At 72.5% G+C, this 19,224-nt stretch carries 24 protein-coding genes and 1 tRNA gene; 10 read left to right on the top strand and 15 right to left on the bottom strand.

What is annotated here, in order from left to right; translation table 11 throughout:
• Positions 1–102 precede the first annotated feature (102 nt).
• On the bottom strand, positions 103–933 hold the full coding sequence (gene mutM, locus MOJ79_RS16700) for a bifunctional DNA-formamidopyrimidine glycosylase/DNA-(apurinic or apyrimidinic site) lyase (protein ID WP_241925175.1): 831 nt from the start codon (positions 931–933) through the stop codon (positions 103–105).
• Between the two features lie 89 nt (positions 934–1,022).
• Here mutM and MOJ79_RS16695 point away from each other — a divergent pair, with 89 nt between their 5' ends.
• The 8 genes from MOJ79_RS16695 to MOJ79_RS16660 all read left to right on the top strand — a co-directional run bounded on the left by MOJ79_RS16695 (position 1,023) and on the right by MOJ79_RS16660 (position 7,388).
• Positions 1,023–2,918, top strand: a complete 1,896-nt coding sequence (locus MOJ79_RS16695) for a tetratricopeptide repeat protein (RefSeq protein WP_241925174.1) — start codon at positions 1,023–1,025, stop codon at positions 2,916–2,918.
• A complete protein-coding gene (locus MOJ79_RS16690) occupies positions 2,915–3,436 on the top strand; it encodes a lipoprotein insertase outer membrane protein LolB (RefSeq protein WP_241925173.1) in 522 nt (173 codons plus the stop codon). Before MOJ79_RS16695 ends, MOJ79_RS16690 begins: the two co-directional genes overlap by 4 nt.
• A gap of 7 nt (positions 3,437–3,443) precedes the next feature.
• A complete protein-coding gene (gene ispE / locus MOJ79_RS16685) occupies positions 3,444–4,337 on the top strand; it encodes a 4-(cytidine 5'-diphospho)-2-C-methyl-D-erythritol kinase (RefSeq protein WP_241925172.1) in 894 nt (297 codons plus the stop codon).
• A gap of 38 nt (positions 4,338–4,375) precedes the next feature.
• Positions 4,376–4,452, top strand: a tRNA-Gln gene (locus MOJ79_RS16680).
• 82 nt (positions 4,453–4,534) lie between these two features.
• Entirely contained in the window at positions 4,535–5,497 is a 963-nt protein-coding gene (locus tag MOJ79_RS16675; RefSeq protein ID WP_119291565.1) for a ribose-phosphate pyrophosphokinase, read from the top strand.
• A gap of 133 nt (positions 5,498–5,630) precedes the next feature.
• Entirely contained in the window at positions 5,631–6,281 is a 651-nt protein-coding gene (locus MOJ79_RS16670; protein WP_119291563.1) for a 50S ribosomal protein L25/general stress protein Ctc, read from the top strand.
• Positions 6,282–6,360: 79 nt separating this feature from the next.
• A complete protein-coding gene (gene pth / locus MOJ79_RS16665; protein WP_241925171.1) occupies positions 6,361–6,984 on the top strand; it encodes an aminoacyl-tRNA hydrolase in 624 nt (207 codons plus the stop codon).
• Positions 6,981–7,388 (top strand): DUF4124 domain-containing protein, encoded by a 408-nt coding sequence (locus MOJ79_RS16660; protein WP_241925170.1) that lies wholly within the window; start codon positions 6,981–6,983, stop codon positions 7,386–7,388. The genes pth and MOJ79_RS16660 overlap by 4 nt, the downstream gene beginning before the upstream one ends.
• 6 nt (positions 7,389–7,394) lie before the next feature.
• On the opposite strand, the gene MOJ79_RS16655 is transcribed toward MOJ79_RS16660, so the two are convergent.
• The 14 genes from MOJ79_RS16655 to MOJ79_RS16590 form a co-directional block, all read right to left on the bottom strand.
• Positions 7,395–7,655, bottom strand: coding sequence for a YfhL family 4Fe-4S dicluster ferredoxin (locus MOJ79_RS16655; RefSeq protein WP_119291557.1), 261 nt, complete (start codon positions 7,653–7,655; stop codon positions 7,395–7,397).
• A gap of 18 nt (positions 7,656–7,673) precedes the next feature.
• Positions 7,674–8,174 (bottom strand): pantetheine-phosphate adenylyltransferase, encoded by a 501-nt coding sequence (coaD, locus tag MOJ79_RS16650; protein WP_119291554.1) that lies wholly within the window; start codon positions 8,172–8,174, stop codon positions 7,674–7,676.
• On the bottom strand, positions 8,171–8,761 hold the full coding sequence (gene rsmD, locus MOJ79_RS16645; protein WP_241925169.1) for a 16S rRNA (guanine(966)-N(2))-methyltransferase RsmD: 591 nt from the start codon (positions 8,759–8,761) through the stop codon (positions 8,171–8,173). The genes coaD and rsmD overlap by 4 nt, the downstream gene beginning before the upstream one ends.
• Positions 8,762–8,766: 5 nt before the next feature.
• The gene (gene hisF / locus MOJ79_RS16640) at positions 8,767–9,546 is read right to left on the bottom strand and encodes an imidazole glycerol phosphate synthase subunit HisF (protein ID WP_241925168.1); all 780 of its coding nucleotides are present in this window, start codon (positions 9,544–9,546) and stop codon (positions 8,767–8,769) included.
• Positions 9,547–9,660: 114 nt separating this feature from the next.
• Positions 9,661–10,407, bottom strand: coding sequence for a 1-(5-phosphoribosyl)-5-[(5-phosphoribosylamino)methylideneamino]imidazole-4-carboxamide isomerase (gene hisA / locus MOJ79_RS16635; RefSeq protein WP_241925167.1), 747 nt, complete (start codon positions 10,405–10,407; stop codon positions 9,661–9,663).
• A 66-nt stretch (positions 10,408–10,473) separates the two neighbouring features.
• Positions 10,474–11,121, bottom strand: coding sequence for an imidazole glycerol phosphate synthase subunit HisH (gene hisH, locus MOJ79_RS16630; RefSeq protein WP_241925166.1), 648 nt, complete (start codon positions 11,119–11,121; stop codon positions 10,474–10,476).
• Between the two features lie 3 nt (positions 11,122–11,124).
• Entirely contained in the window at positions 11,125–11,721 is a 597-nt protein-coding gene (gene hisB / locus MOJ79_RS16625; RefSeq protein ID WP_241925165.1) for an imidazoleglycerol-phosphate dehydratase HisB, read from the bottom strand.
• Complete coding sequence (gene hisC / locus MOJ79_RS16620; protein ID WP_241925164.1) at positions 11,718–12,806, bottom strand: histidinol-phosphate transaminase; 1,089 nt, start codon at positions 12,804–12,806, stop codon at positions 11,718–11,720. Before hisC ends, hisB begins: the two co-directional genes overlap by 4 nt.
• Entirely contained in the window at positions 12,803–13,225 is a 423-nt protein-coding gene (locus tag MOJ79_RS16615; protein ID WP_241925163.1) for a PIN domain-containing protein, read from the bottom strand. Before MOJ79_RS16615 ends, hisC begins: the two co-directional genes overlap by 4 nt.
• A 7-nt stretch (positions 13,226–13,232) precedes the next feature.
• A complete protein-coding gene (locus MOJ79_RS16610) occupies positions 13,233–13,478 on the bottom strand; it encodes a CopG family transcriptional regulator (RefSeq protein WP_241925162.1) in 246 nt (81 codons plus the stop codon).
• Between the two features lie 72 nt (positions 13,479–13,550).
• Positions 13,551–14,861, bottom strand: coding sequence for a histidinol dehydrogenase (gene hisD, locus MOJ79_RS16605; RefSeq protein WP_241925161.1), 1,311 nt, complete (start codon positions 14,859–14,861; stop codon positions 13,551–13,553).
• Positions 14,858–15,505 carry an ATP phosphoribosyltransferase gene (gene hisG / locus MOJ79_RS16600; RefSeq protein ID WP_119291541.1) on the bottom strand — a complete coding sequence of 216 codons (648 nt, stop codon included), beginning with the start codon at positions 15,503–15,505 and terminating at the stop codon, positions 14,858–14,860. The genes hisD and hisG overlap by 4 nt, the downstream gene beginning before the upstream one ends.
• Entirely contained in the window at positions 15,502–16,776 is a 1,275-nt protein-coding gene (gene murA, locus MOJ79_RS16595; protein ID WP_241925160.1) for a UDP-N-acetylglucosamine 1-carboxyvinyltransferase, read from the bottom strand. The genes hisG and murA overlap by 4 nt, the downstream gene beginning before the upstream one ends.
• 94 nt (positions 16,777–16,870) lie before the next feature.
• On the bottom strand, positions 16,871–17,152 hold the full coding sequence (locus tag MOJ79_RS16590) for a BolA family protein (RefSeq protein WP_119291537.1): 282 nt from the start codon (positions 17,150–17,152) through the stop codon (positions 16,871–16,873).
• 62 nt (positions 17,153–17,214) lie between these two features.
• On the opposite strand from MOJ79_RS16590, the gene MOJ79_RS16585 reads away from it, so the two are divergent.
• A complete protein-coding gene (locus MOJ79_RS16585; protein WP_241925159.1) occupies positions 17,215–17,832 on the top strand; it encodes a LemA family protein in 618 nt (205 codons plus the stop codon).
• A 32-nt stretch (positions 17,833–17,864) separates the two neighbouring features.
• A partial coding sequence (locus MOJ79_RS16580) for a M48 family metalloprotease (RefSeq protein WP_241925158.1) occupies positions 17,865–19,224 on the top strand: 1,360 nt, incomplete at its 3' end.

Raw genomic sequence — 19,224 nt, 5'->3', positions numbered from 1 at the left:
CGAACCGGGGCGTCGGTGGCGGGGGCACACGGCGCCGCTCGGTTCACTGTAGCGCAGCGCCGTTGCAGACAAACGCGCGCGATCGCACGAAAAGCGGGTCGATTACCAGTGCTGACAACCCGGGCAGAAATACGTCGAGCGCTGCGCCTGCACGATGCGCCGCACCGTCGCGCCGCAGCGCGTGCAGGGCTGGCCCTCGCGGCCGTAGACGCGTGCCTCGGCTTGGAACGCGCCGGCCGCGCCGTGCGCGTCGCGGAAGTCGCGCAGCGTCGAGCCGCCGAGCTCGATCGCGCGTGCGAGCACGCGCCGCAGCGATGCCAGCAGCCGCGCGCAGCGCGCGGGGCCGAGCCGGCGGCACGGCGTGCGCGGGTCGATGCCGGCGTCGAACAGCGCCTCGCAGGCGTAGATGTTGCCGGCGCCGACGACGACGTCGCCGGCCAGCAACGCGGGCTTGACCGGCGCGCGCCGCTGGCGCAGCGCGGCGCGCAGCGCCGCCGCGTCGAGTGCGGGGTCGAACGGCTCGGCGCCCAGCCCGGCGAGCAGCTTCGCGGCCATTCCGGCGTCGAGCGCCGGCGCCCACACGACGGCACCGAAACGGCGCGGGTCCGTCAGGCGCAGCGTGCCGCGGTCGGTGACGAGGTCGACGTGGTCGTGCCGGCCGGCGGGCGGCGGCGACGCGAGCAGCGCGAGCGACCCCGACATGCCCAGGTGCACGAGCAGGCCGCCGCGTGCGCGACCGTCGGCCGCCAGCGGCAGCCACAGGTACTTGCCGCGCCGCACCGCGGCGCCGAGGTGGCAGCCGACGAGCGAGTCGGCCTCGGTGCCCAGCGGCCAGCGCAGCGGCGCGCCGAGCCGCACGCCCGTGATGCGCGCCCCGTCGAGCCGGCCCGCGATGCTGCGGCGCGTGACTTCGACCTCGGGCATCTCGGGCATCGGGCGCGATTATCCGGGCCGGCGGGCGCGCCGCGCGGGCGTTCGCCGCTGCGGCGCGGGGCGACGCGCCCGGCCCCTAGAATGGGTTTTTGTCGACGGGGTCCGAGATGTGGCGTGGTGGCCTGGCAGCTTGGCGCGCAGCGGCGCGCCACCGTGCGGCGCGGGCCGGCCACGCGCCGGCCGCGTCGCGCGCGTGGCCGCTCGCGCTGGCGGTGTCGGCACTGGCGCTCGCCGCGGGCTGCGCGGCGCAGACGCCCGCCCCGGCCCCCGCGCCGGCGGCCGCAGCGCCCGCGGCTCCCCCGGCTCGATCGGCGCTCGACGCGCAACTGTTTTACCAGCTGCTGATCGGCGAGCTCGAGCTGCGCGGCGGCGAGCCCGGCGCGGCCTACCAGATCATCCTCGACGCGGCGCGACGCACGCGCGACGAGGCGTTGTTCCGCCGCAGCGTCGAGATCGCGCTGCAGGCGCGCGCCGGCGAGCAGGCGCTCGCGGCCACGCGCGCGTGGCGTGACGCGGCACCGGCGTCGCTCGAGGCCGCGCGCTACGAGATCCAGCTGCTGCTCGCGCTGAACCGCACTGGCGAGCTCGCGGCACCGCTGCGCACGCTGCTCGAGCGTTCGGCGCCGGCCGACCGGCCGGGCATGATCGCCGCACTGCCGAGGCTGTTCCAGCGCCAGCCCGATGCGACGCTGGTGGCGCAGACGATCGAGCCGGTGCTGCGTCCGTACCTCGACGCCGAGTCGACGCGGGTGGCCGCGCGCGTGACGCTGGCGCGGCTGTGGCGCGCCGCCGGCGAGCGCGAACGTGCGCTGGCGCTGCTGCGGCAGGCCGCTGCCGACGACCCCGCCGCGCCCGGCCCGACGCTGCTGGCCATCGAGATGATGGGCGAGACGCCACAGGCCGAAGAGATCGTGCGCGCGGCGCTGCGCGCGCCGCACACCGACGTCGCGCTGCGCCTGGCCTACGCGCGCGCGCTGGCCGGCGCGCAGCGCTACCCCGATGCGGTGGCCCAGCTCGAGGACGTCACGCGGCTGCAGCCGGGGCTGGCACCGGCGTGGCTGACCCTCGGTGCGCTGCGGGTGGAGCTGCGCGAGCCGGTGGCGGCCGAGCAGGCCCTGCAGCGCTACCTCGAATTGGTGCAGACGGCGCCGGGCGCGCCGGCACGCGGCAGCGAGACGGCCAGCGACGCCGACGAACGCAGCGACGCGCGCGACGACGAGAGCCTGACGCAGGCGTGGCTGCTGCTCGCGCAGGCCGCCGAGCAGCGCGGCGACCTGCAGGCGGCCGAACAGTGGCTCGCGCGCATCGAGAACCCCGAGCAGCTGCTGCAGGTGCAGACACGCCGCGCCGTGCTGCTGGCGCGCCGCGGCGACGTCGACGGCGCACGCAACCTCGTGCGCGCGGTGCCCGAGCGCACGCTGCAGGACGCGCGCGCCAAGGTGCTCGCCGAGACCCAGGTGCTGCGCGAGGTGCGCCGCTGGGCCGACGCCTACGCCGTGCTCGACGCCGCGGCCGCGCGCTTCCCCGACGACACCGACCTGCTGTACGAGCAGGCGATGATGGCCGAGAAGATGGACCGGCTGGCCGACATGGAGCGGCTGCTGCGCCGCGTGATCGAGATGCGGCCCGACCACCACCACGCGTACAACGCGCTCGGCTACTCGCTCGCCGACCGCAACCTGCGCCTCGACGAGGCGCGCGCGCTGATCGTGCGCGCGCTCGAGCTGGCACCGGGCGACCCGTTCATCACCGACAGCCTGGCGTGGGTCGAGTACCGCGCCGGCAACCTCGCCGAGGCGCTGCGGCTGCTGCGCCTGGCCTACGCATCGCGCCCCGACACCGAGATCGCCGCCCACCTCGGCGAAGTGCTGTGGATGAAGGGCGAGCGCGACGAGGCGCGGCGCATCTGGCGCGATGCGCAGCGCCGCGACGCCGACAACGAGGTGCTGCGCGAGACGCTGTCGCGGCTGCGGGTCGACCTGTGACGCTGCGGCGTACGTACGCCCCGGCGCTGGCCGCGCTCGCGCTGCTGGCCGGCTGCGCGACGGCGCCTCCCGCCGCCGACGTGATCGCCGGCCGGCTGGCGCTGCAGGTCGCTGCGCACGACGGCGCAGCCGAGCGGCAGCTCGCCAGCACGTTCGAGCTCAGCGGCAACGCCGAGCGTGGCGCGCTGCTGCTGACGACGCCGCTGGGCACGACGCTCGCGCAGGCCCACTGGCAGCCTGGCCGCGTCGAGCTGGCCACCGGCAATGGCGCGCGCGTCTACACCGACCTCGACGCGCTGACCCGCGACGTGCTCGGCGAGGCGCTGCCGCTGGCGGCGCTGTTCGACTGGCTGCGTGCGCGACCCTGGCCGGCCGCACCGAGCGAGCCGACCGCCGCCGGCTTCGAGCAGCTGGGTTGGTCCGTCGACCTGGCCCGCCGCGCCGACGGCTGGATCGTGCTGCAGCGGGCACGCCCGCCGGCGGTGACGGTGCGCGTGCGGCTCGACGCCGCGTCGTGAGCGCACGATGACGCTGAAGGCGCTGTACGAAGTCCTGGCCCCGGCCAAGCTGAACCTGTTCCTGCACGTCGTCGGCCGCCGCGACGACGGCTACCACCTGCTGCAGTCGGTGTTCGTGCCGATCGACTGGGCCGACACGCTGCACTTCGAGCGCCGCGACGACGGCCGGCTGCAGCGCCACGACCTCGGCCCCGCGCTGCCCGCCGACGACCTGAGCCTGCGCGCGGCGACGCTGCTGCAGCGCGAAAGCGGCACGCCGCTGGGCGCCGACATCCACGTGCTCAAGCGCGTGCCGTGGGGCGCAGGACTGGGTGGCGGCAGCTCCGACGCGGCGACGACGCTGGTCGCGCTCAACCGGCTGTGGGGCCTGCGCTGGCCGCGCTCGCGGCTGCTCGCGCTGGCGGCGCGCCTGGGCGCCGACGTGCCGTTCTTCATCGCCGGCACGCCCGCCTTCGTCGAGGGCATCGGCGAGCGGCTGACGCCGATCGAGCTGCCACCGATGCGCTTCGCCGTCGTCAAGCCGGCCGCGTCGGTGTCGACGCCGGCCGTCTTCGGCGACCCGCGGCTGACGCGCGACACCGTCCCTGTTATACTTGCGGGCTTTCTTGCCGACATCGCCCGGGATCGTGGCGCGACGTCCGAGCTTTTCGGGCGCAACGACCTGGAGCCGGTGGCCGAGGCGCTGTGCGCCGAGGTGGGACAGGCGCGACAGTGGCTCGCTGCGCGCTTCGGCCCCGCCCGGATGAGTGGCTCGGGCAGCGCGGTGTTTGCGAGAATCGACGACGGCGACTCGTCCGTGGCGACGCCGGGCAGCGAGGTGTTCGACACCCTGCCGCCGGGCTGGACGGGGCGCCTGACTCGCAGTCTGCCGGTGCACCCCCTGGCGCACTGGGCCGACTGAGCCGGTTTCGAGGGCGCGGCGCGAGCCGTGTCCTGTGTAGGGGAGTCGCCAAGTTGGTTAAGGCATCGGATTTTGATTCCGACATTCGAGGGTTCGAATCCTTCCTCCCCTGCCAAACACCTTCCAGATGACCATCCCGCCCGAGGGCAGCGCGCGTTGACCGCGCTCGCGGCCCGGCACCGACGCCGCGACCCACCGTGCTGTTCAACACCGTCCTGTTCACCGGCAACGCCAACCCGGCGCTGGCGCAAGAGATCGCGACACACCTCGGCGTCGAGCTCGGCCACGCCAAGGTCGGGCGCTTCTCCGACGGCGAGGTCGACGTCGAGATCCAGCAGAACGTCCGCGCGCGCGACGTGTTCGTGATCCAGCCCACCGGTTCTCCGACCAACGAGAACCTGATGGAGCTGTGCATCATGGTCGATGCGCTCAAGCGCGCGAGCGCTCGGCGCATCACCGCGGTGATCCCGTACTTCGGCTACGCCCGCCAGGACCGCCGCCCGCGCTCGACGCGCGTGCCGATCAGCGCGAAGGTCGTCGCCAACATGCTCGAAGTCGTCGGCGTCGAGCGCGTGCTGACGATGGACCTGCACGCCGACCAGATCCAGGGCTTCTTCGACATCCCGGTCGACAACATCTACGCGTCGCCGGTGCTGCTGTCGGACCTCAAGGGCCGCAACTACCGCGACCTCGTCGTCGTCTCGCCCGACGTCGGCGGTGTCGTACGCGCGCGCGCGCTGGCCAAGCAGCTCGGCTGCGACCTCGCGATCATCGACAAGCGCCGGCCGAAGGCCAACGTCGCCGAGGTGATGCACGTGATCGGCGAGATCGAGGGCCGCAACTGCGTGATCATGGACGACATGATCGACACCGCCGGCACGCTCGTGAAGGCCGCCGAGGTGCTCAAGGAGCGCGGCGCCGGCAGCGTCTACGCGTACTGCACGCACGCGGTGTTCTCGGGCCCGGCGATCGAGCGCATCCGCAACTCGGCGCTCGACGAAGTCGTCATCACCAACACGCTGCCGCTGGGCGAGTCGGCCAAGACGTGCCCGAAGATCCGGCAGCTGTCGGTGGCATTCCTGTTCGCCGAGACGATCCGTCGCATCAGCGACGGCGAGTCGGTGACGTCGCTGTTCGCCGAGCAGAACAGTAACTTCTAGAGGGAAGAGCGGGTCGCCTCGCGGCGACCCTTTCCTTGGGTGGGTGCGCCGCGCCGGCAACCCATCGAGCAGCGGGCACGCAGCCCGCGAGTCAGGGCCCTGGTCGCGGGGCCGTTTTCAACCGGAGTGAAAGATGAAATTCACCGCTTACGAGCGTACGCAGCAGGGGACCGGAGCGAGCCGCCGCCTGCGCAACGCGGGCAAGGTGCCGGGCATCGTCTACGGCGCCGGCGAGCCGAAGATGATCGAGCTCGACCACAACGCGCTGTTCTTCGCGCTGAAGAAGGAAGCGTTCCACTCGTCGCTGCTCGACATGGAGCTCGGCGGTAAGACCGAGAAGGTGCTGCTGCGCGACTTCCAGATGCACGCGTGGAAGCCTCAGGTGCTGCACGTCGACTTCCAGCGCGTCGACGAGACGACGCGCCTGCGCAAAAAGGTGCCGCTGCACTTCACGGGCGAGGAGAACTCGCCGGCGGTGAAGACCGACAAGTGCCTCGTCAGCCACGTGGCCACCGAGCTCGAGGTCGAGTGCCTGGCCTCGCAGCTGCCCGAGTTCATCACGATCGACCTGTCGCACCTCGTCAAGGGCCAGTCGCTGCACGCCAGCGACCTGAAGCTGCCGCCGGGCATCAAGTACGTGCGTCGCGGCACGCTCAACCCGGTGATCGTCGCGGTGACGGTGCCGAAGGAAGAGGAAGAGGCCGCGCCCGCGCCGGCGGCGCCGAAGGCCGAGAAGGGCAAGCCGGCCAAGGGCAAGAAGGACGAGAAGCAGAACAAGAAGTGAGCCGCGCCGCGGCACCCTCTTCGGCAGCCCCACCGCGGTGGGGCTTTTTGTTGGCCGCGGCGCTTCGATAATCGACCGCATGCTTCGACTCCTGGTCGGCCTGGGCAACCCGGGCCCCGAATACGACGCCACCCGCCACAACGCCGGCTTCTGGTGGATCGACGCGGTCGCACGCAAGCTCGGCGCGACGCTGGTGGCCGAGCGCAGCTACCACGGCCTCGTCGCGCGTGTGAACCGGCCCGTCGGGCCGCTGTGGCTGCTCGAGCCGCAGACCTACATGAACGTGTCGGGCAAGTCGGTCGCGGCGCTGGCGCGCTTCTTCAAGATCGCGCCCGGCGAGATCCTCGTCGCCCACGACGAACTCGACCTGCCGCCGGGGCAGCTCAAGCTCAAGCTCGGCGGCGGCCACGCGGGCCACAACGGCCTGAAGGACATCGTCGCCCAGCTCGGCAGTGCCGACTTCTGGCGGCTGAGGCTGGGCATCGGCCACCCGGGCGTCAAGGCCGAAGTCGTCAACTACGTGCTGCGCAAGCCGCCGCCGGCCGAGCGCGACGCGATCGAGCAGTGCATCGCGCGCTCGCTCGACGCGCTCGACCTGCTGCTGACCGGCGAGATGGACCGCGCGACGATGCGCCTGCACGCGAAGCCGCCGCGGCCGAAGCCGGCGGCACCAGCGGCAGCGCCCGCCCCGCCGCAGCCATGAACACTTGGCGCGCCCTCGCTGCCGCGCTGCCGCTGCTCGCAGCCTGTGGCGTGGCCGCGCAGACGACGGTCTATCGCTGCGGCGACGGCCGCACGTTCTCGCAGACGCCATGCGGCGAGCAACGCGGCTTCGTCGTCGACGGCCGCACCGACGCCGCGGCCCGTGACGCCGCACGGGCCGTCGCGGCACGCGACGCCGCGCTCGCCGATCGCCTCGCGCAAGAACGGCGCGCACGCGAGGCCGAGGGCTTCGCGACGCGGCAGGCGGCCGGCTTCAGGATGGCGCCGCGCACCGATCCCCGCGGTGCGGCCGACACGCCGCGCGAGACACGGCGCGCGAAGTCGCCCAAGGTGCCGACGACGAAGAAGCCGGCGCGAACCCCGCCGGCCGGCGCCGGCGACTGAGGCGCGTCAGGTCGCCGCCGCCTGCGCCTGCAGCCGGCGGTACTTGGCCCACAGCGTCTCCTTCGACTCGACGCGCTGCGGATCGAGAGGGATGCACGCCACCGGGCAGACCTGCACGCACTGCGGCTCGTCGAAGTGGCCGACGCACTCGGTGCAGCGTTCGGGGTCGATCTGGTAGATCTCGGGACCCATCGAGATCGCCTGGTTCGGGCACTCGGGTTCGCAGACGTCGCAGTTGATGCACTCGTCGGTGATCATCAGCGCCATCGGGGGTCCCTCGTCCGTTCAGGTGGACGCCGCGACGCGTCCGTTCAACCGTTCGAGGACAGAGGGTGACACGAACTTGGAGACATCACCGCCCAAGGTGGCAATCTCGCGCACGAAGGTGCCGCTGACGAACTGGAACTGGTCGCTCGGCGTCATGAACACGGTCTCGACGTGCGGCATCAGCTGGCGGTTCATGCCCGCCATCTGGAACTCGTACTCGAAGTCGCTGACCGCGCGCAACCCACGCACGACGACCTTCGCGCCGTTGTCGACGACGAAGTCGCGCAGCAGGCCGCGAAACGGGATCACCTCGACGTTGGGGTACGGCCGCGCGGCCTCCTTCGCGATCTCGATGCGCTCGCCGATCGTGAACATCGTGCGCTTGTGGTGCCCCGCGGCGACGCCGACGATCAGGCGCTCGAACAGCGCGCTGGCGCGGCGCATCAGGTCCTCGTGACCGAGGGTCATCGGATCGAAAGTGCCGGGATAGACGGCGGTCAGGCGGGTCGTCGAGGTCACGGCTCGCTCCTGCGGTCGGGGTCCGGGTCAGTGTAGCGTTGCAGCAGGTGGTAGTGCACCGCGCCGGCGCGGCCGTGGCGGTACAGCGTCCACCCCGCCGGCGGCGGCTCGAAGGCGCGCGGCGCCTCGAGGTAGACGAAACCGCCCCCGCCGAGCAGCGGCGCCGCGGCGGCCAGCGCGGCGTCGAACAGGCCCGCGTCGAACGGCGGGTCGATGAACACGAGGTCGAACGACGCCGGCGCGGCGCGCACCATCCACGCGAGCGCGTCGGTCGTGACGACCTGCACCTGGCTCGCGCCGAGGCGATGTGCGCTCGCGCGCAGGCTCGCGGCGAGCGTCGCGTCGCGCTCGAGCAGCACGACCTCGGCCGCGCCGCGCGACGCCGCCTCGAAGCCGAGCGCACCGCTGCCGGCGAACGCGTCGAGCACGCGCCAGCCGGTGAGGTCCTGGCCGAGCCAGTTGAACAGCGTCTCGCGCACGCGGTCGGGCGTGGGCCTCAGGCCCGGGCGATCGGCCACCGGCAGCTTGCTGCGCTTGAAGCGCCCGCCGATCAGCCGCACCTCGCGCGGCGGCGCGTGGCCGCGCACGGGCCTCACAGCCGCACGGGGATGCCGTCGCGCGCGAGCAGCGCCTTGGCCTGCGCGACCGTGAACTCGCCGTAGTGGAAGATGCTCGCAGCGAGCACCGCGTCGGCGCCGCCGATGCGGATGCCCTCGCTCAGGTGCTCGAGCGCACCGACACCGCCCGAGGCGATCACCGGCACCGGCACCGCGTCGGCCACCGCGCGCGTGAGCTCGAGGTCGAAGCCGCTCTTCGTGCCGTCGCGGTCCATGCTCGTGAGCAGGATCTCGCCGGCGCCCATCTCGGCCATGCGGCGCGCCCACGCGACGGCGTCGAGCCCGGCGTTGCGCCGCCCGCCGTGCGTGTAGACGTCCCAGCCGGGGCCGCGCGCGGCGAGGTCGTCGCCGTGGCGGCGCTTGGCGTCGATCGCGACGACGATGCACTGCGCGCCGTAGCGGTCCGACGCGTCGCGGATCACCTGCGGGTTCGCGACCGCGGCCGAGTTGAAGCTGACCTTGTCGGCGCCGGCGTTGAGCAGCCGCCGCACGTCGTCGACGCTGCGCACGCCGCCACCGACCGTCAGCGGGATGAACACCTGCGACGCGACCGCCTCGACGATGTGCAGGATCAGGTCGCGTCCGTCACTGGTCGCAGTGATGTCGAGGAAAGTCAGCTCGTCGGCACCCTGGTCGTTGTAGCGCGCCGCGATCTCGACCGGATCGCCGGCATCGCGCAGCTCGACGAAGTTGACCCCCTTGACGACACGCCCGCCGGTGACGTCGAGGCAGGGGATGATGCGCTTGGCGAGCATCTCAGCCTCGCGCCGGCCCGGCGAATGTCGACGCGGCCGCCGCGGATCCGGCGCTGCCGGTGCGCTGGCGTCGCCCCCCCGGGCGGGAAGCGTCGAAGGCGCCTCGGGGTGGGCTCACGGCGCGCCGTTCAGTTCGTCGGCACGCGCCTGCGCGGCAGCGAAGTCGAGCGCGCCGGTGTAGATGCTGCGCCCGCAGATCACGCCCTCGATGCCCTCGTCCTCGACGGCACACAGGCGCTCGACGTCGGCCATGTCGGCGAGCCCGCCCGAGGCGATGACGGGGATCGTCAGCGCCTGCGCGAGCTTGACGGTGGCCTCGATGTTGATGCCGGTGAGCATGCCGTCGCGGCCGATGTCGGTGTAGATCACGGCCTCGACGCCGTAGTCCTCGAACTTCTTCGCGAGGTCGATCACCTCGTGACCGGTGAGCTTGCTCCAGCCGTCGGTGGCGACCTTGCCGTCCTTCGCGTCGAGGCCGACGATGATGTGGCCGCCGAACGCGGTGCACGCGTCGCGCAGGAAACCCGGGTTCTTGACCGCCGCGGTGCCGATGATCACGTAGCTCAGCCCGTCGTCGAGGTAGCGCTCGATCGTGTCGAGGTCGCGGATGCCGCCGCCGAGCTGCACCGGGATCTCGTCGCCGACTTCCTTCAGGATCGCCTTGATCGCGCCCTCGTTGACGGGCTTGCCGGCGAACGCGCCGTTGAGGTCGACGAGGTGCAGCCGCCGCGCGCCGGCGTCGAGCCAGCGGCGCGCCATCGCGGCCGGGTCGTCGCCGAACGTCGTCGACGCGTTCATGTCGCCCTGCTGCAAGCGCACGCACTTGCCGTCTTTGAGGTCGATGGCCGGGATCAGCAACATGGCTCGGTCAGAGCGGGGGTGGACGAACGGGGCGCGAGAAGCGCGAGGCAGACCGCAGGACGATGGTCAGGGCTTCCAGTGCAGGAAGTTGCGGTACAGGGCCAGGCCGTGAGCGGCGCTCTTCTCGGGGTGGAACTGGGTGGCAAAAATATTATCCCGCGTCACTGCACAGGTAAAGCGCAGGCCGTACTCGGTTTCCCCGGCCGTGTGGCGCGCGTCGTCGGGCTGCGCGTAGTAGCTGTGCACGAAGTAGAACCACGCGCCATCGGGCACGCCCGACCACAGCGGGTGCGCGCGGGTCTGGAACACACGGTTCCAGCCCATCTGCGGCACCTTGTAGCGGCTGCCGTCCGGCTGGCGCTGCCCCTCGAGGCGGAAGCGCTTCACGCGCCCGGCGATCAGGCCGAGCCCGGGCGTGTCCTGCTCCTCGCTGTGGTCGAGCAGCATCTGCATGCCCACGCACACGCCCATCAGCGGCTTGTTGGCTGCCGCGTGCAGCACGGCCTCCTTCAGCCCCGAGTCGTGCAGTTCGCGCATGCAGTCGCGCATCGCGCCCTGGCCCGGCAGCACGACGCGCTCGGCGGCATAGACCTCCTCGGGGTTGCCGGTGACGATGACCTTCACGTCAGCGTCGCGCGCGACGTGCGCGACCGCCTGCGACACCGAGCGCAGGTTGCCCATGCCATAGTCGACGACGGCGACCGTGCGCGTCATGGCCTACAGCGTGCCCTTCGTCGACGGCACGACACCGGCCGCGCGCGGGTCGATCGCCACAGCCATGCGCAGCGCGCGGCCGAAGGCCTTGAACACCGTCTCGCACTGGTGGTGCGCGTTCGCGCCCTTCAGGTTGTCGACGTGCAGCGTGACCAGCGCGTGGTTCGCGAAGCCCTGGAAGAATTCGTAGGTCAGCTGGGTGTCGAAACCGCCGACCATGCCGCTCGTGAACGGCACGTGCAGGTGCAACCCCGGGCGGCCAGAGAAGTCGATCACGACGCGCGACAGCGCCTCGTCGAGCGGCACGTAGGCGTGGCCGTAGCGCACGAGGCCCTTCTTGTCGCCGACGGCTTTCGCCACCGCCATGCCGAGCGTGATGCCGACGTCTTCGACCGTGTGGTGGCCGTCGATGTGCAAGTCGCCCTGCGCCTCGACCTCGAGGTCGATCAGGCCGTGGCGCGCGACCTGGTCGAGCATGTGGTCGAAGAAGCCGATGCCGGTGGAGAGCTTCGACACTCCCGTGCCGTCGAGGTCGACGCGCACGCGGATGCGCGTTTCCTTCGTGTCGCGCCGGACTTCGGCGATGCGGTTCGTCGTCATAGGCTGGCTTTCAGCGCGTCGAGCATCAGCGTGTTCTCGTCCGGCGTGCCCACCGTCAGCCGCAGGCAGTTCGCGAGCAGCGGGTGCAGCGCCGAGACGTTCTTGACCAGCACGCCGCGCGCCTTCATGCCGGCGAACGTGCGCGCGGCGTCGCTCACGCGCACGAGGATCATGTTGGCCTCGCTCGGGTACGGCCGCACGCCGGGCAGCTCGCGCAGCGCGCGCTGCAGCCGCTCGCGCTCGGCGCGCAGCAGCGCGGCCTGCCGGGCGTATTCGTCGGCGTGGTCGAGCGCGAACAGCGTTGCCTCGGCGTTGAGCACGCTGACGTTGTACGGCGGGCGTACCTTGTCGATCTGCTCGACGAGCGCCGCCGCGCCGGCCAGATACCCGAGCCGCACGCCGGCGAGACCGAACTTCGAGAGCGTGCGCATCACGAGCACGTGGTCGTGATGCGCCATGCGCTGCATCCACGTGCGCGACGCGAACGGCTGGTACGCCTCGTCGAACACGACCAGGCCGTGCTGCTGCGCGACCGCGTCGACGATGCGGTCGATGACCGCGTCGTCCCACAGGTTCGCGGTCGGGTTGTTCGGGTACGCGAGGTAGGTGATCGCCGGGCGGTGGCGCTCGATCGCGGCGAGCATCGCCGCCTCGTCGAGCTCGAAGTCGGCGGCGAGCGGCACGCCGACGAAGCGCAGCCCCTGCAGCTTCGCCGACATCTCGTACATCACGAAGCCGGGCACCGGCGCGAGGATCGTCGCGCCCGGCACGTCGCACGCGAGTGCCAGCAGCGAGATCAGCTCGTCGGAACCGTTGCCGAGCATCAGCCTGCAGCCGGCCGGCAGTTCGACGAATTGCGAAAGCGCCGCGATCACGTCGGCGACGCACTGCGTCGGGTAGCGGTTGATCGCCACGCGCGCGAGCCGCTCGCCCAGTTCGCGCTGCAGCTCGGGCGGCAGGCGAAACGGGTTCTCCATCGCGTCGAGCTTGACGAGCCCGGCACTCGGCTGCACCGCGTAGGCGTGCATCGACTGCACGTCCTGGCGGATCGTGCGCGCGATGCGTTCGGCGAGCGTCGGCGTCATGGCGCGGGGGCGTCGAGCAGCTCGGGGCCAGCGACGAAGGGGTTGACGACCTGCAACTCGTCGATGCGTTGCCCGTGCTGCAGGTCCTCGCTGAGCAGCCACCGGCAGCCCTGCTGCTGCGCGGAGGCGACCATCAATGCGTCCCAGAAGTGCAGGCCGAAGCGCGACTCGACAGCCCACGCCGACTCGACCGTCGCGTGATCGACGAGCCACGGCTGCCAGCGCTGGAAACGCCGCACCTCGGCCCTGGCGTCGCCGGGTGGCATCGCCGGCGAGAGCTTGCGCGTGACGGTGACGTAGAACTCGTTGAGCACCTGCGTACTCAGCCGGCCGAGCCGCCGCACCCACAACTCGCGCAGCCACTGCCGGGCGGCACGGTGCTTGTCGGGGTGCGCGCGGTCTTCGGCGTAGACCAGCACGTTGGTATCAACGAAAACGGTCGAGCCGCTCGGCATAGATCTCGTCGCGCTTCGGGTAGGGGCGGCCGTCGGACGTGAAACTCAGGTCGCGCTCGAGCCACTCGCGCATCGCACGCTCGTAGGCGTCGTCGTGCCGCATCTTCTCGGCGAGGATCTCGCCAACCAGACGCGACACGCTCGTGTTGCGGCGCGCCGCTTCGAGCCGCGCCCACTCGGCGACGCGGTCGTCCATCGTGACGGTGACGTTCTTCATCGCAGAGCTCACGAAATCCGTGGATCACGATTTTCGTGTGTCACGAAGTTCGTGTCAATCTTGGCGCCCCATTCAGCGCAGCCGCATCCGCGCCGCCTCGGCGTGCGCCGGCAGCCCCTCGCCGTCGGCGAGCTCGCCGGCGATCGGCCCCAGCGCCTTGGCGCCGGCGTCGCTGACCTCGATCAGGCTCGAACGCTTGACGAAGTCGTAGACGCCCAGCGGCGAGCTGAAGCGCGCGGTGCCCGAGGTCGGCAGCACGTGGTTCGGCCCGGCGCAGTAGTCGCCGAGGCTCTCGCTCGTGAACGCACCGAGGAAGATCGCGCCGGCGTGCCTGAGCAGCGGCTCCCACCGCTGCGGCTCGGCGCTGGCGACCTCGAGGTGCTCGGGCGCGATGCGGTTGGCGATCGCGCACGCCTCTTCCATCGAGCGCGTGTGGATCAGCGCGCCGCGCCCTTCGAGCGACGCGCGGATGATGCCGGCGCGCGGCATCGTCGGCAGCAGCCGCTCGATCTCCTGCTGGACGCGGTCGATGTAGCCGCCGTCGGGGCACAGCAGGATGCTCTGCGCGAGTTCGTCGTGCTCGGCCTGGCTGAACAGGTCCATCGCGACCCAGTCGGGCGGTGTCGTGCCGTCGGCCAGCACGAGGATTTCGCTCGGCCCCGCGATCATGTCGATGCCGACCTGCCCGAAGACATGCTTCTTGGCGCTCGCGACGTAGGCGTTGCCGGGGCCGGTGATCTTGTCGACGCGCGGCACGGTGGCGGTGCCGTACGCGAGCGCCGCGACCGCCTGCGCGCCGCCGATCGCGAACGCGCGGTGCACGCCGGCCACCGCCGCCGCGGCGAGCACGAGGGCGTTGCGTTCCCCCTTCGGCGTCGGCACCACCATCACGATCTCGCCGACGCCGGCGACTTGCGCCGGGATCGCGTTCATCAGCACGCTCGACGGGTACGCCGCCTTGCCGCCGGGCACGTAGATGCCGACACGGTCCAGCGGCGTGACCTTCTGCCCGAGCAGCGTGCCGTCGGCGTCGCGGTAGCTCCAGCTGCGGCAGCAGGCGTCGCGCTGGCGCTCGTGGTAGTCGCGCACGCGCCGCGCGGCGTCCTCGAGCGCGGCGCGGCGCGCCGGCGCGAGTGCCGCGAGTGCGGCCTGCAGCTCGGCCTGCGGGATCTCGAGCGCGGCCACCGAGGCCGCCTGCACGCCGTCGAAACGCGCGGTGTATTCGAGCACCGCGGCGTCGCCGCGTGCGCGCACGTCGGCCAGGATCTGTGCGACGCGGGTCTCGATCTCGCGATCGGTGTCGGCCGACCAGTGCAGCAGGCGCTGGAAGTCCTGCTCGAACTCGAACGCGGCGGTGGTCAAACGGCGGATGGCGACGGTCATGGCGTTGGCGCGACGGCGGCGGCGAAGGCGTCGATCAGCGCGCGCAGCGGCTCGCGCTTGAGCTTGAGCGCGGCCTGGTTGACGACCAGCCGCGACGAGATGTCCATGATGCGTTCGACCTCGACGAGGTGGTTCGCGCGCAGCGTGCTGCCGGTCGAGACGAGGTCGACGATCGCGTCGGCCAGCCCCGTCAGCGGCGCGAGCTCCATCGAGCCGTACAGCTTGATCAGGTCGACGTGCACGCCCTTGTCGGCGAAGTGCTGGCGCGCCGTCTTCGTGTACTTGGTGGCCACGCGGATGCGCGCGCCCTGGCGCACGGCGGCGGCGTAGTCGTAGTCGTCGCGCACCGCCACGCTCATGCGGCAGCGCGCGATGCGCAGGTCCAGCGGCTGGTACAGCCCAGTGCCGTCGTGCTCGAGCAGCACGTCCTTGCCGGCGACGCCGAGGTCGGCGCCGCCGTACTGCACATAGGTCGGCACGTCGGACGCGCGCACCAGCACGACGCGCAGGTCGTCGCGGCTGGTCGGCAGGATCAGCTTGCGCGAGGTCTCGGGGTTCTCGAGCACGCGCACGCCGGCGCGCTCGAGCAGCGGCAGCGTCTCGTCGAAGATGCGGCCCTTCGACAGCGCCAGCGTGATGCTCATGCCTTCACTCTCTCGATGTCGGCGCCGAGCGCGCGCAGCTTGACTTCCATGCGGTCGTAGCCGCGGTCGAGGTGGTAGATGCGGTCGACCACCGTCTCGCCGTCGGCGACCAGCCCGGCGATCACGAGGCTGGCCGACGCGCGCAGGTCGGTGGCCATCACGGTGGCGCCCGACAGCCGCGGCACGCCGTGCACGACGGCCGTGTGGCCGTCGACCTCGATCTTCGCGCCCAGCCGCGCCAGCTCGTTGACGTGCATGAAGCGGTTCTCGAAGATCGTCTCGCTCACGCGCGAGGTGCCGTCGGCGATGCAGCCGAGCACCATCATCTGCGCCTGCATGTCGGTCGGGAACGCCGGGTACTCGCTGGTGCGAAAGCTCACCGGCCGCGGCCGGCCGCTCATGCGCACCTCGATGACGCCGTCGCCGGCGTCGACGCTCACGCCGGCCTCGCGCAGCTTGTCGATCACGGCGTCGAGGTGGTCGGCGCGCGCGCCGCGCAGCCGCGCGTGGCCGCCGGCGGCGCCGACGGCGCACAGGAAGGTGCCGGTCTCGATGCGGTCGGGGATGATGCGGTGCGGCGTGCGCGGCGCGTGCAGCGCGTCGACACCCTGGATGCGGATGCGGCTCGTGCCGTGGCCGTCGATCTTCGCGCCCATCGCGATCAGCAGCTCGGCGAGGTCGACGACCTCGGGCTCCTGCGCCGCGTTCTCGAGCACCGTCTCGCCGCGCGCCAGCGCCGCGGCCATCAGGAAGTTCTCGGTGCCGGTGACGGTGATCATGTCGGTCGTGATGCGCGCGCCGCGCAGCCCGCCGGCCGGGGCCTGCGCGACGATGTAGCCGTGCTCGACCGCGATCTCGGCGCCCATCGCCTGCAGCCCCTTGATGTGCTGGTCCACCGGGCGCGAGCCGATCGCGCAGCCGCCGGGCAGCGACACACGCGCCGCGCCGCAGCGCGCGAGCAGCGGCCCGAGCACGAGCACCGACGCGCGCATCGTCTTGACGAGGTCGTACGGCGCCTCGGGCGCCGTGATGCGGCTGGCGTCAAGCGTGACGACGTCGGGCTGCGCCTCGCCGCGCTCGATGCGCACGCCCATGTGCGCGAGCAGCTTGAGCATCGTCGCGACGTCCTGCAGCCGCGGCACGTTGGCCAGCGTCAGCGGCTCGGCGGTCAGCAGCGCGGCGCACAGGTCGGGCAGCGCGGCGTTCTTCGCGCCGGCGATCACCACCTCACCCTCGAGGAGGCGGCCACCGCGGATCCGGAGTTTGTCCATGGCTTCGGGGCGGCGGCGCCGCGGGCGGGAGGCGGACGGCGCGGGCCCGATGCCGTCGCGCACGCCCCCACCGCCGCGGTCGCCGCGGCGGTGTTCAGTGGTGGTGGGGGGCGCTCCGGCCGGCGGCCGGCCCGTCCTGGGCGGCCCACTCGGCGGGGGTCAGCGTCTTCATCGACAGCGCGTGGATTTGCTCACGCATTCTATCGCCCAGCGCCGCGTAGACGCGCTGGTGGCGCGCGACGCGCGAGCGGCCGTCGAACTCGCGCGAGACGATGGTCGCGAAAAAATGGCGGCCATCGCCTTCGACTTCGAGATGCTCGCAGTCGAGGCCGGCGGCAATATAGGCGCGCACGTCGGCGGCGGTCGGATCGGCCATGGTGCGCCGATTGTAAGGACGGCCCTGCCCGCTCGCCGTCGACCCTCCCCGAAAGGCCTGCGATGGAATCCCTCGATGCCCTCGGCCTCGCGCCGACCACGCTGCTCAAGTGGCTGCTCGCCGCTGCCGTGCTCGCGTGGGCGGCGTGGGTCTACAACCGGCTCGTGCGGCTGCGCAACGAGATCGCCAACGCGTTTGCGCAGATCGACGTGCAGCTCAAGCGCCGCTACGACCTGGTGCCCAACCTCGTCGAGGTGGCGCGCAAGTACCTGCAGCACGAGCGCGCCACGCTCGAGGCCGTGACCGCCGCGCGCAACACCGCGCGCGCCGCGGCCGACCGCGCGAAGCAGGCCCCCGCCGACCCCGGCCTGATCGGCGCACTGGCCGCCGCCGACGGCGTGCTCGGCGGCGCGCTCGGCCGGCTGATGGCCGTCGCCGAAGCCTACCCCGAGCTGAAGGCCGACAAGACGATGCGCGAGTTGAGCGAGGAGCTGACGCACACCGAGAACCGTGTCGCGTTCGCGCGCCAGGCGTTCAACGACGCGGTGCTCGACCACAACAACGCCGTGCAGCACTTCCCGTCGCTGATCGTCGCGCGGCTGACAGGCTTTCGGCCGGCCGCGATGCTCGAGTCGACCGCGAGCGACGAGGAGCGACGCGCGCCGCGCGTGCAGTTCTGACGCGCCGCGGACGCGGACCGCTCGCGGGCACGATGCGCTTTCGCCGCCACCAGGAGGCCGCGCAGGCGAGCTCACGGCAGCTGCTCGCGCTGTTCGTGCTCGTCGTCGCCGGTCTCGTGCTGGCCGTCAACGGCGCGCTCGCGCTCGCGTACCGCGTGACGGTGCCGTGGGCCAGCGGCTACCCCGACTGGTTCTTCGCGACCAACACCGCGCTCGTGCTGCTGTACGTGCTCGGCGGCTGCGCCGTCGAGTCGATGCGGCTGCGCGAGGGTGGCGCGCACGTCGCGCGGCTGGCCGGCGCGCGCGAGGCCGACCGCGCCGACGTGCTCGAACGCCGGCTGGCCAACGTCGTCGCCGAGGTGGCGATCGCCGCCAACACGAAGCCGCCGGCGGCGTGGGTGCTGCCGCGCGAGGACGCGATCAACGCCTTCGCCGCCGGCTGGAGCGCCGACGACGCGGTGGTCGCCGTCACGCGCGGCGCGCTCGAGCGGCTCGACCGCGCCGAGCTGCAGGGCGTCGTCGCGCACGAGATCAGCCACCTCGTGCACGGCGACACGACGCTGAACATGCGGCTGATCGGCATGGTCTGGGGGCTGCGGCTGCTGTTCGACCTCGGCCACGAGCTGACCGAGCCCGACGCGCGCGGACGTCGCCACGCCGGCGTGCTGTTCGGGCTCGCGCTGATGGCGGTGGGCGCGCTCGGCTGGGCCGCCGGGCGACTGCTGCAGGCCGCGGTGTCGCGCCAGCGCGAGTTCCTCGCCGACGCGTCGGCCGTCAAGTACACGCGGCAGGTCGCCGGGCTCGGTGGCGCACTGCGCAAGATCGCCGAGCAGCAGCGCACGCACGCCGATGCGCTGTCGGCGCGCGCCGGGCCGCTCGCGCACCTGTTCCTCGTCTCGTCGTCGTTCGGCGCCTGGTGGGCGACGCACCCGCCGCTGGCCGAGCGCATCCGCCGCCTGTACGGCCGCGCGATGCCCGACCTGCCTGCCGACCCGCTGCCACGCCCGGTCGCCGACGAGCCACGGCTGCCGATCGCGGCGCTGGCGCCGGCCACCGGGCGCGCCGCCGCTGCGGCTGGCGCGACGCCTGCCCCGCCCGAGGCCGCCCGCCACGATGCGGTGCAGCGGCCCGCGCTGGCCGACCCCGGCGCGCAGCGCGCCACGCGCGAAGCCGAGGCGCTGGCGCGCATCGCGCACTGGCAGGGGCCGGGCGAGCTGCGCGCCGCGCTGCTGACGCTGCTGCGTCCGGCCGCGGCTCCCCCGCACGCCGCGGCGTGGCAGCCGCTGCCGGCCGCACGCGCGGCGGCGATGCAAGGCGACCTCGCCGCGCTGGGGCCGGCCGCCAGGCTCGCGGTGTTCGACGCGCTGGCGCGGCGCGCGGCGCAGGCCCCCG

It is taken from the genome of Calidifontimicrobium sp. SYSU G02091, assembly GCF_022631395.1.
GTDB lineage: Bacteria > Pseudomonadota > Gammaproteobacteria > Burkholderiales > Burkholderiaceae_C > Calidifontimicrobium > Calidifontimicrobium sediminis.
The sequence above is the reverse complement of the archived record's forward strand: the minus strand, read 5'-3'. Positions and strand labels throughout refer to the sequence as shown.

Excerpts from the sequence above, each read along its gene's own strand:
- hisD (WP_241925161.1), bottom strand. The coding sequence starts at position 14,861 with ATGACCGTCGCCATCCGCCGTTTGACCACCGCCGCGTTCGAGTTCGAG.
- hisG (WP_119291541.1), bottom strand. The coding sequence starts at position 15,505 with ATGAGCATCACGCTGGCGCTGTCGAAGGGCCGCATCTTCGACGAGACG.
- hisB (WP_241925165.1), bottom strand. The coding sequence starts at position 11,721 with ATGACGACGAACCGCATCGCCGAAGTCCGGCGCGACACGAAGGAAACG.
- MOJ79_RS16660 (WP_241925170.1), top strand. The coding sequence starts at position 6,981 with ATGAACACTTGGCGCGCCCTCGCTGCCGCGCTGCCGCTGCTCGCAGCC.
- MOJ79_RS16585 (WP_241925159.1), top strand. The coding sequence starts at position 17,215 with ATGGAATCCCTCGATGCCCTCGGCCTCGCGCCGACCACGCTGCTCAAG.
- murA (WP_241925160.1), bottom strand. The coding sequence starts at position 16,776 with ATGGACAAACTCCGGATCCGCGGTGGCCGCCTCCTCGAGGGTGAGGTG.
- MOJ79_RS16590 (WP_119291537.1), bottom strand. The coding sequence starts at position 17,152 with ATGGCCGATCCGACCGCCGCCGACGTGCGCGCCTATATTGCCGCCGGC.
- mutM (WP_241925175.1), bottom strand. The coding sequence starts at position 933 with ATGCCCGAGATGCCCGAGGTCGAAGTCACGCGCCGCAGCATCGCGGGC.
- ispE (WP_241925172.1), top strand. The coding sequence starts at position 3,444 with ATGACGCTGAAGGCGCTGTACGAAGTCCTGGCCCCGGCCAAGCTGAAC.
- hisC (WP_241925164.1), bottom strand. The coding sequence starts at position 12,806 with ATGACGCCGACGCTCGCCGAACGCATCGCGCGCACGATCCGCCAGGAC.
- MOJ79_RS16655 (WP_119291557.1), bottom strand. The coding sequence starts at position 7,655 with ATGGCGCTGATGATCACCGACGAGTGCATCAACTGCGACGTCTGCGAA.
- MOJ79_RS16610 (WP_241925162.1), bottom strand. The coding sequence starts at position 13,478 with ATGAAGAACGTCACCGTCACGATGGACGACCGCGTCGCCGAGTGGGCG.
- hisH (WP_241925166.1), bottom strand. The coding sequence starts at position 11,121 with ATGACGCGCACGGTCGCCGTCGTCGACTATGGCATGGGCAACCTGCGC.
- hisA (WP_241925167.1), bottom strand. The coding sequence starts at position 10,407 with ATGTTGCTGATCCCGGCCATCGACCTCAAAGACGGCAAGTGCGTGCGC.
- hisF (WP_241925168.1), bottom strand. The coding sequence starts at position 9,546 with ATGCTCGCCAAGCGCATCATCCCCTGCCTCGACGTCACCGGCGGGCGT.
- pth (WP_241925171.1), top strand. The coding sequence starts at position 6,361 with ATGCTTCGACTCCTGGTCGGCCTGGGCAACCCGGGCCCCGAATACGAC.
- MOJ79_RS16670 (WP_119291563.1), top strand. The coding sequence starts at position 5,631 with ATGAAATTCACCGCTTACGAGCGTACGCAGCAGGGGACCGGAGCGAGC.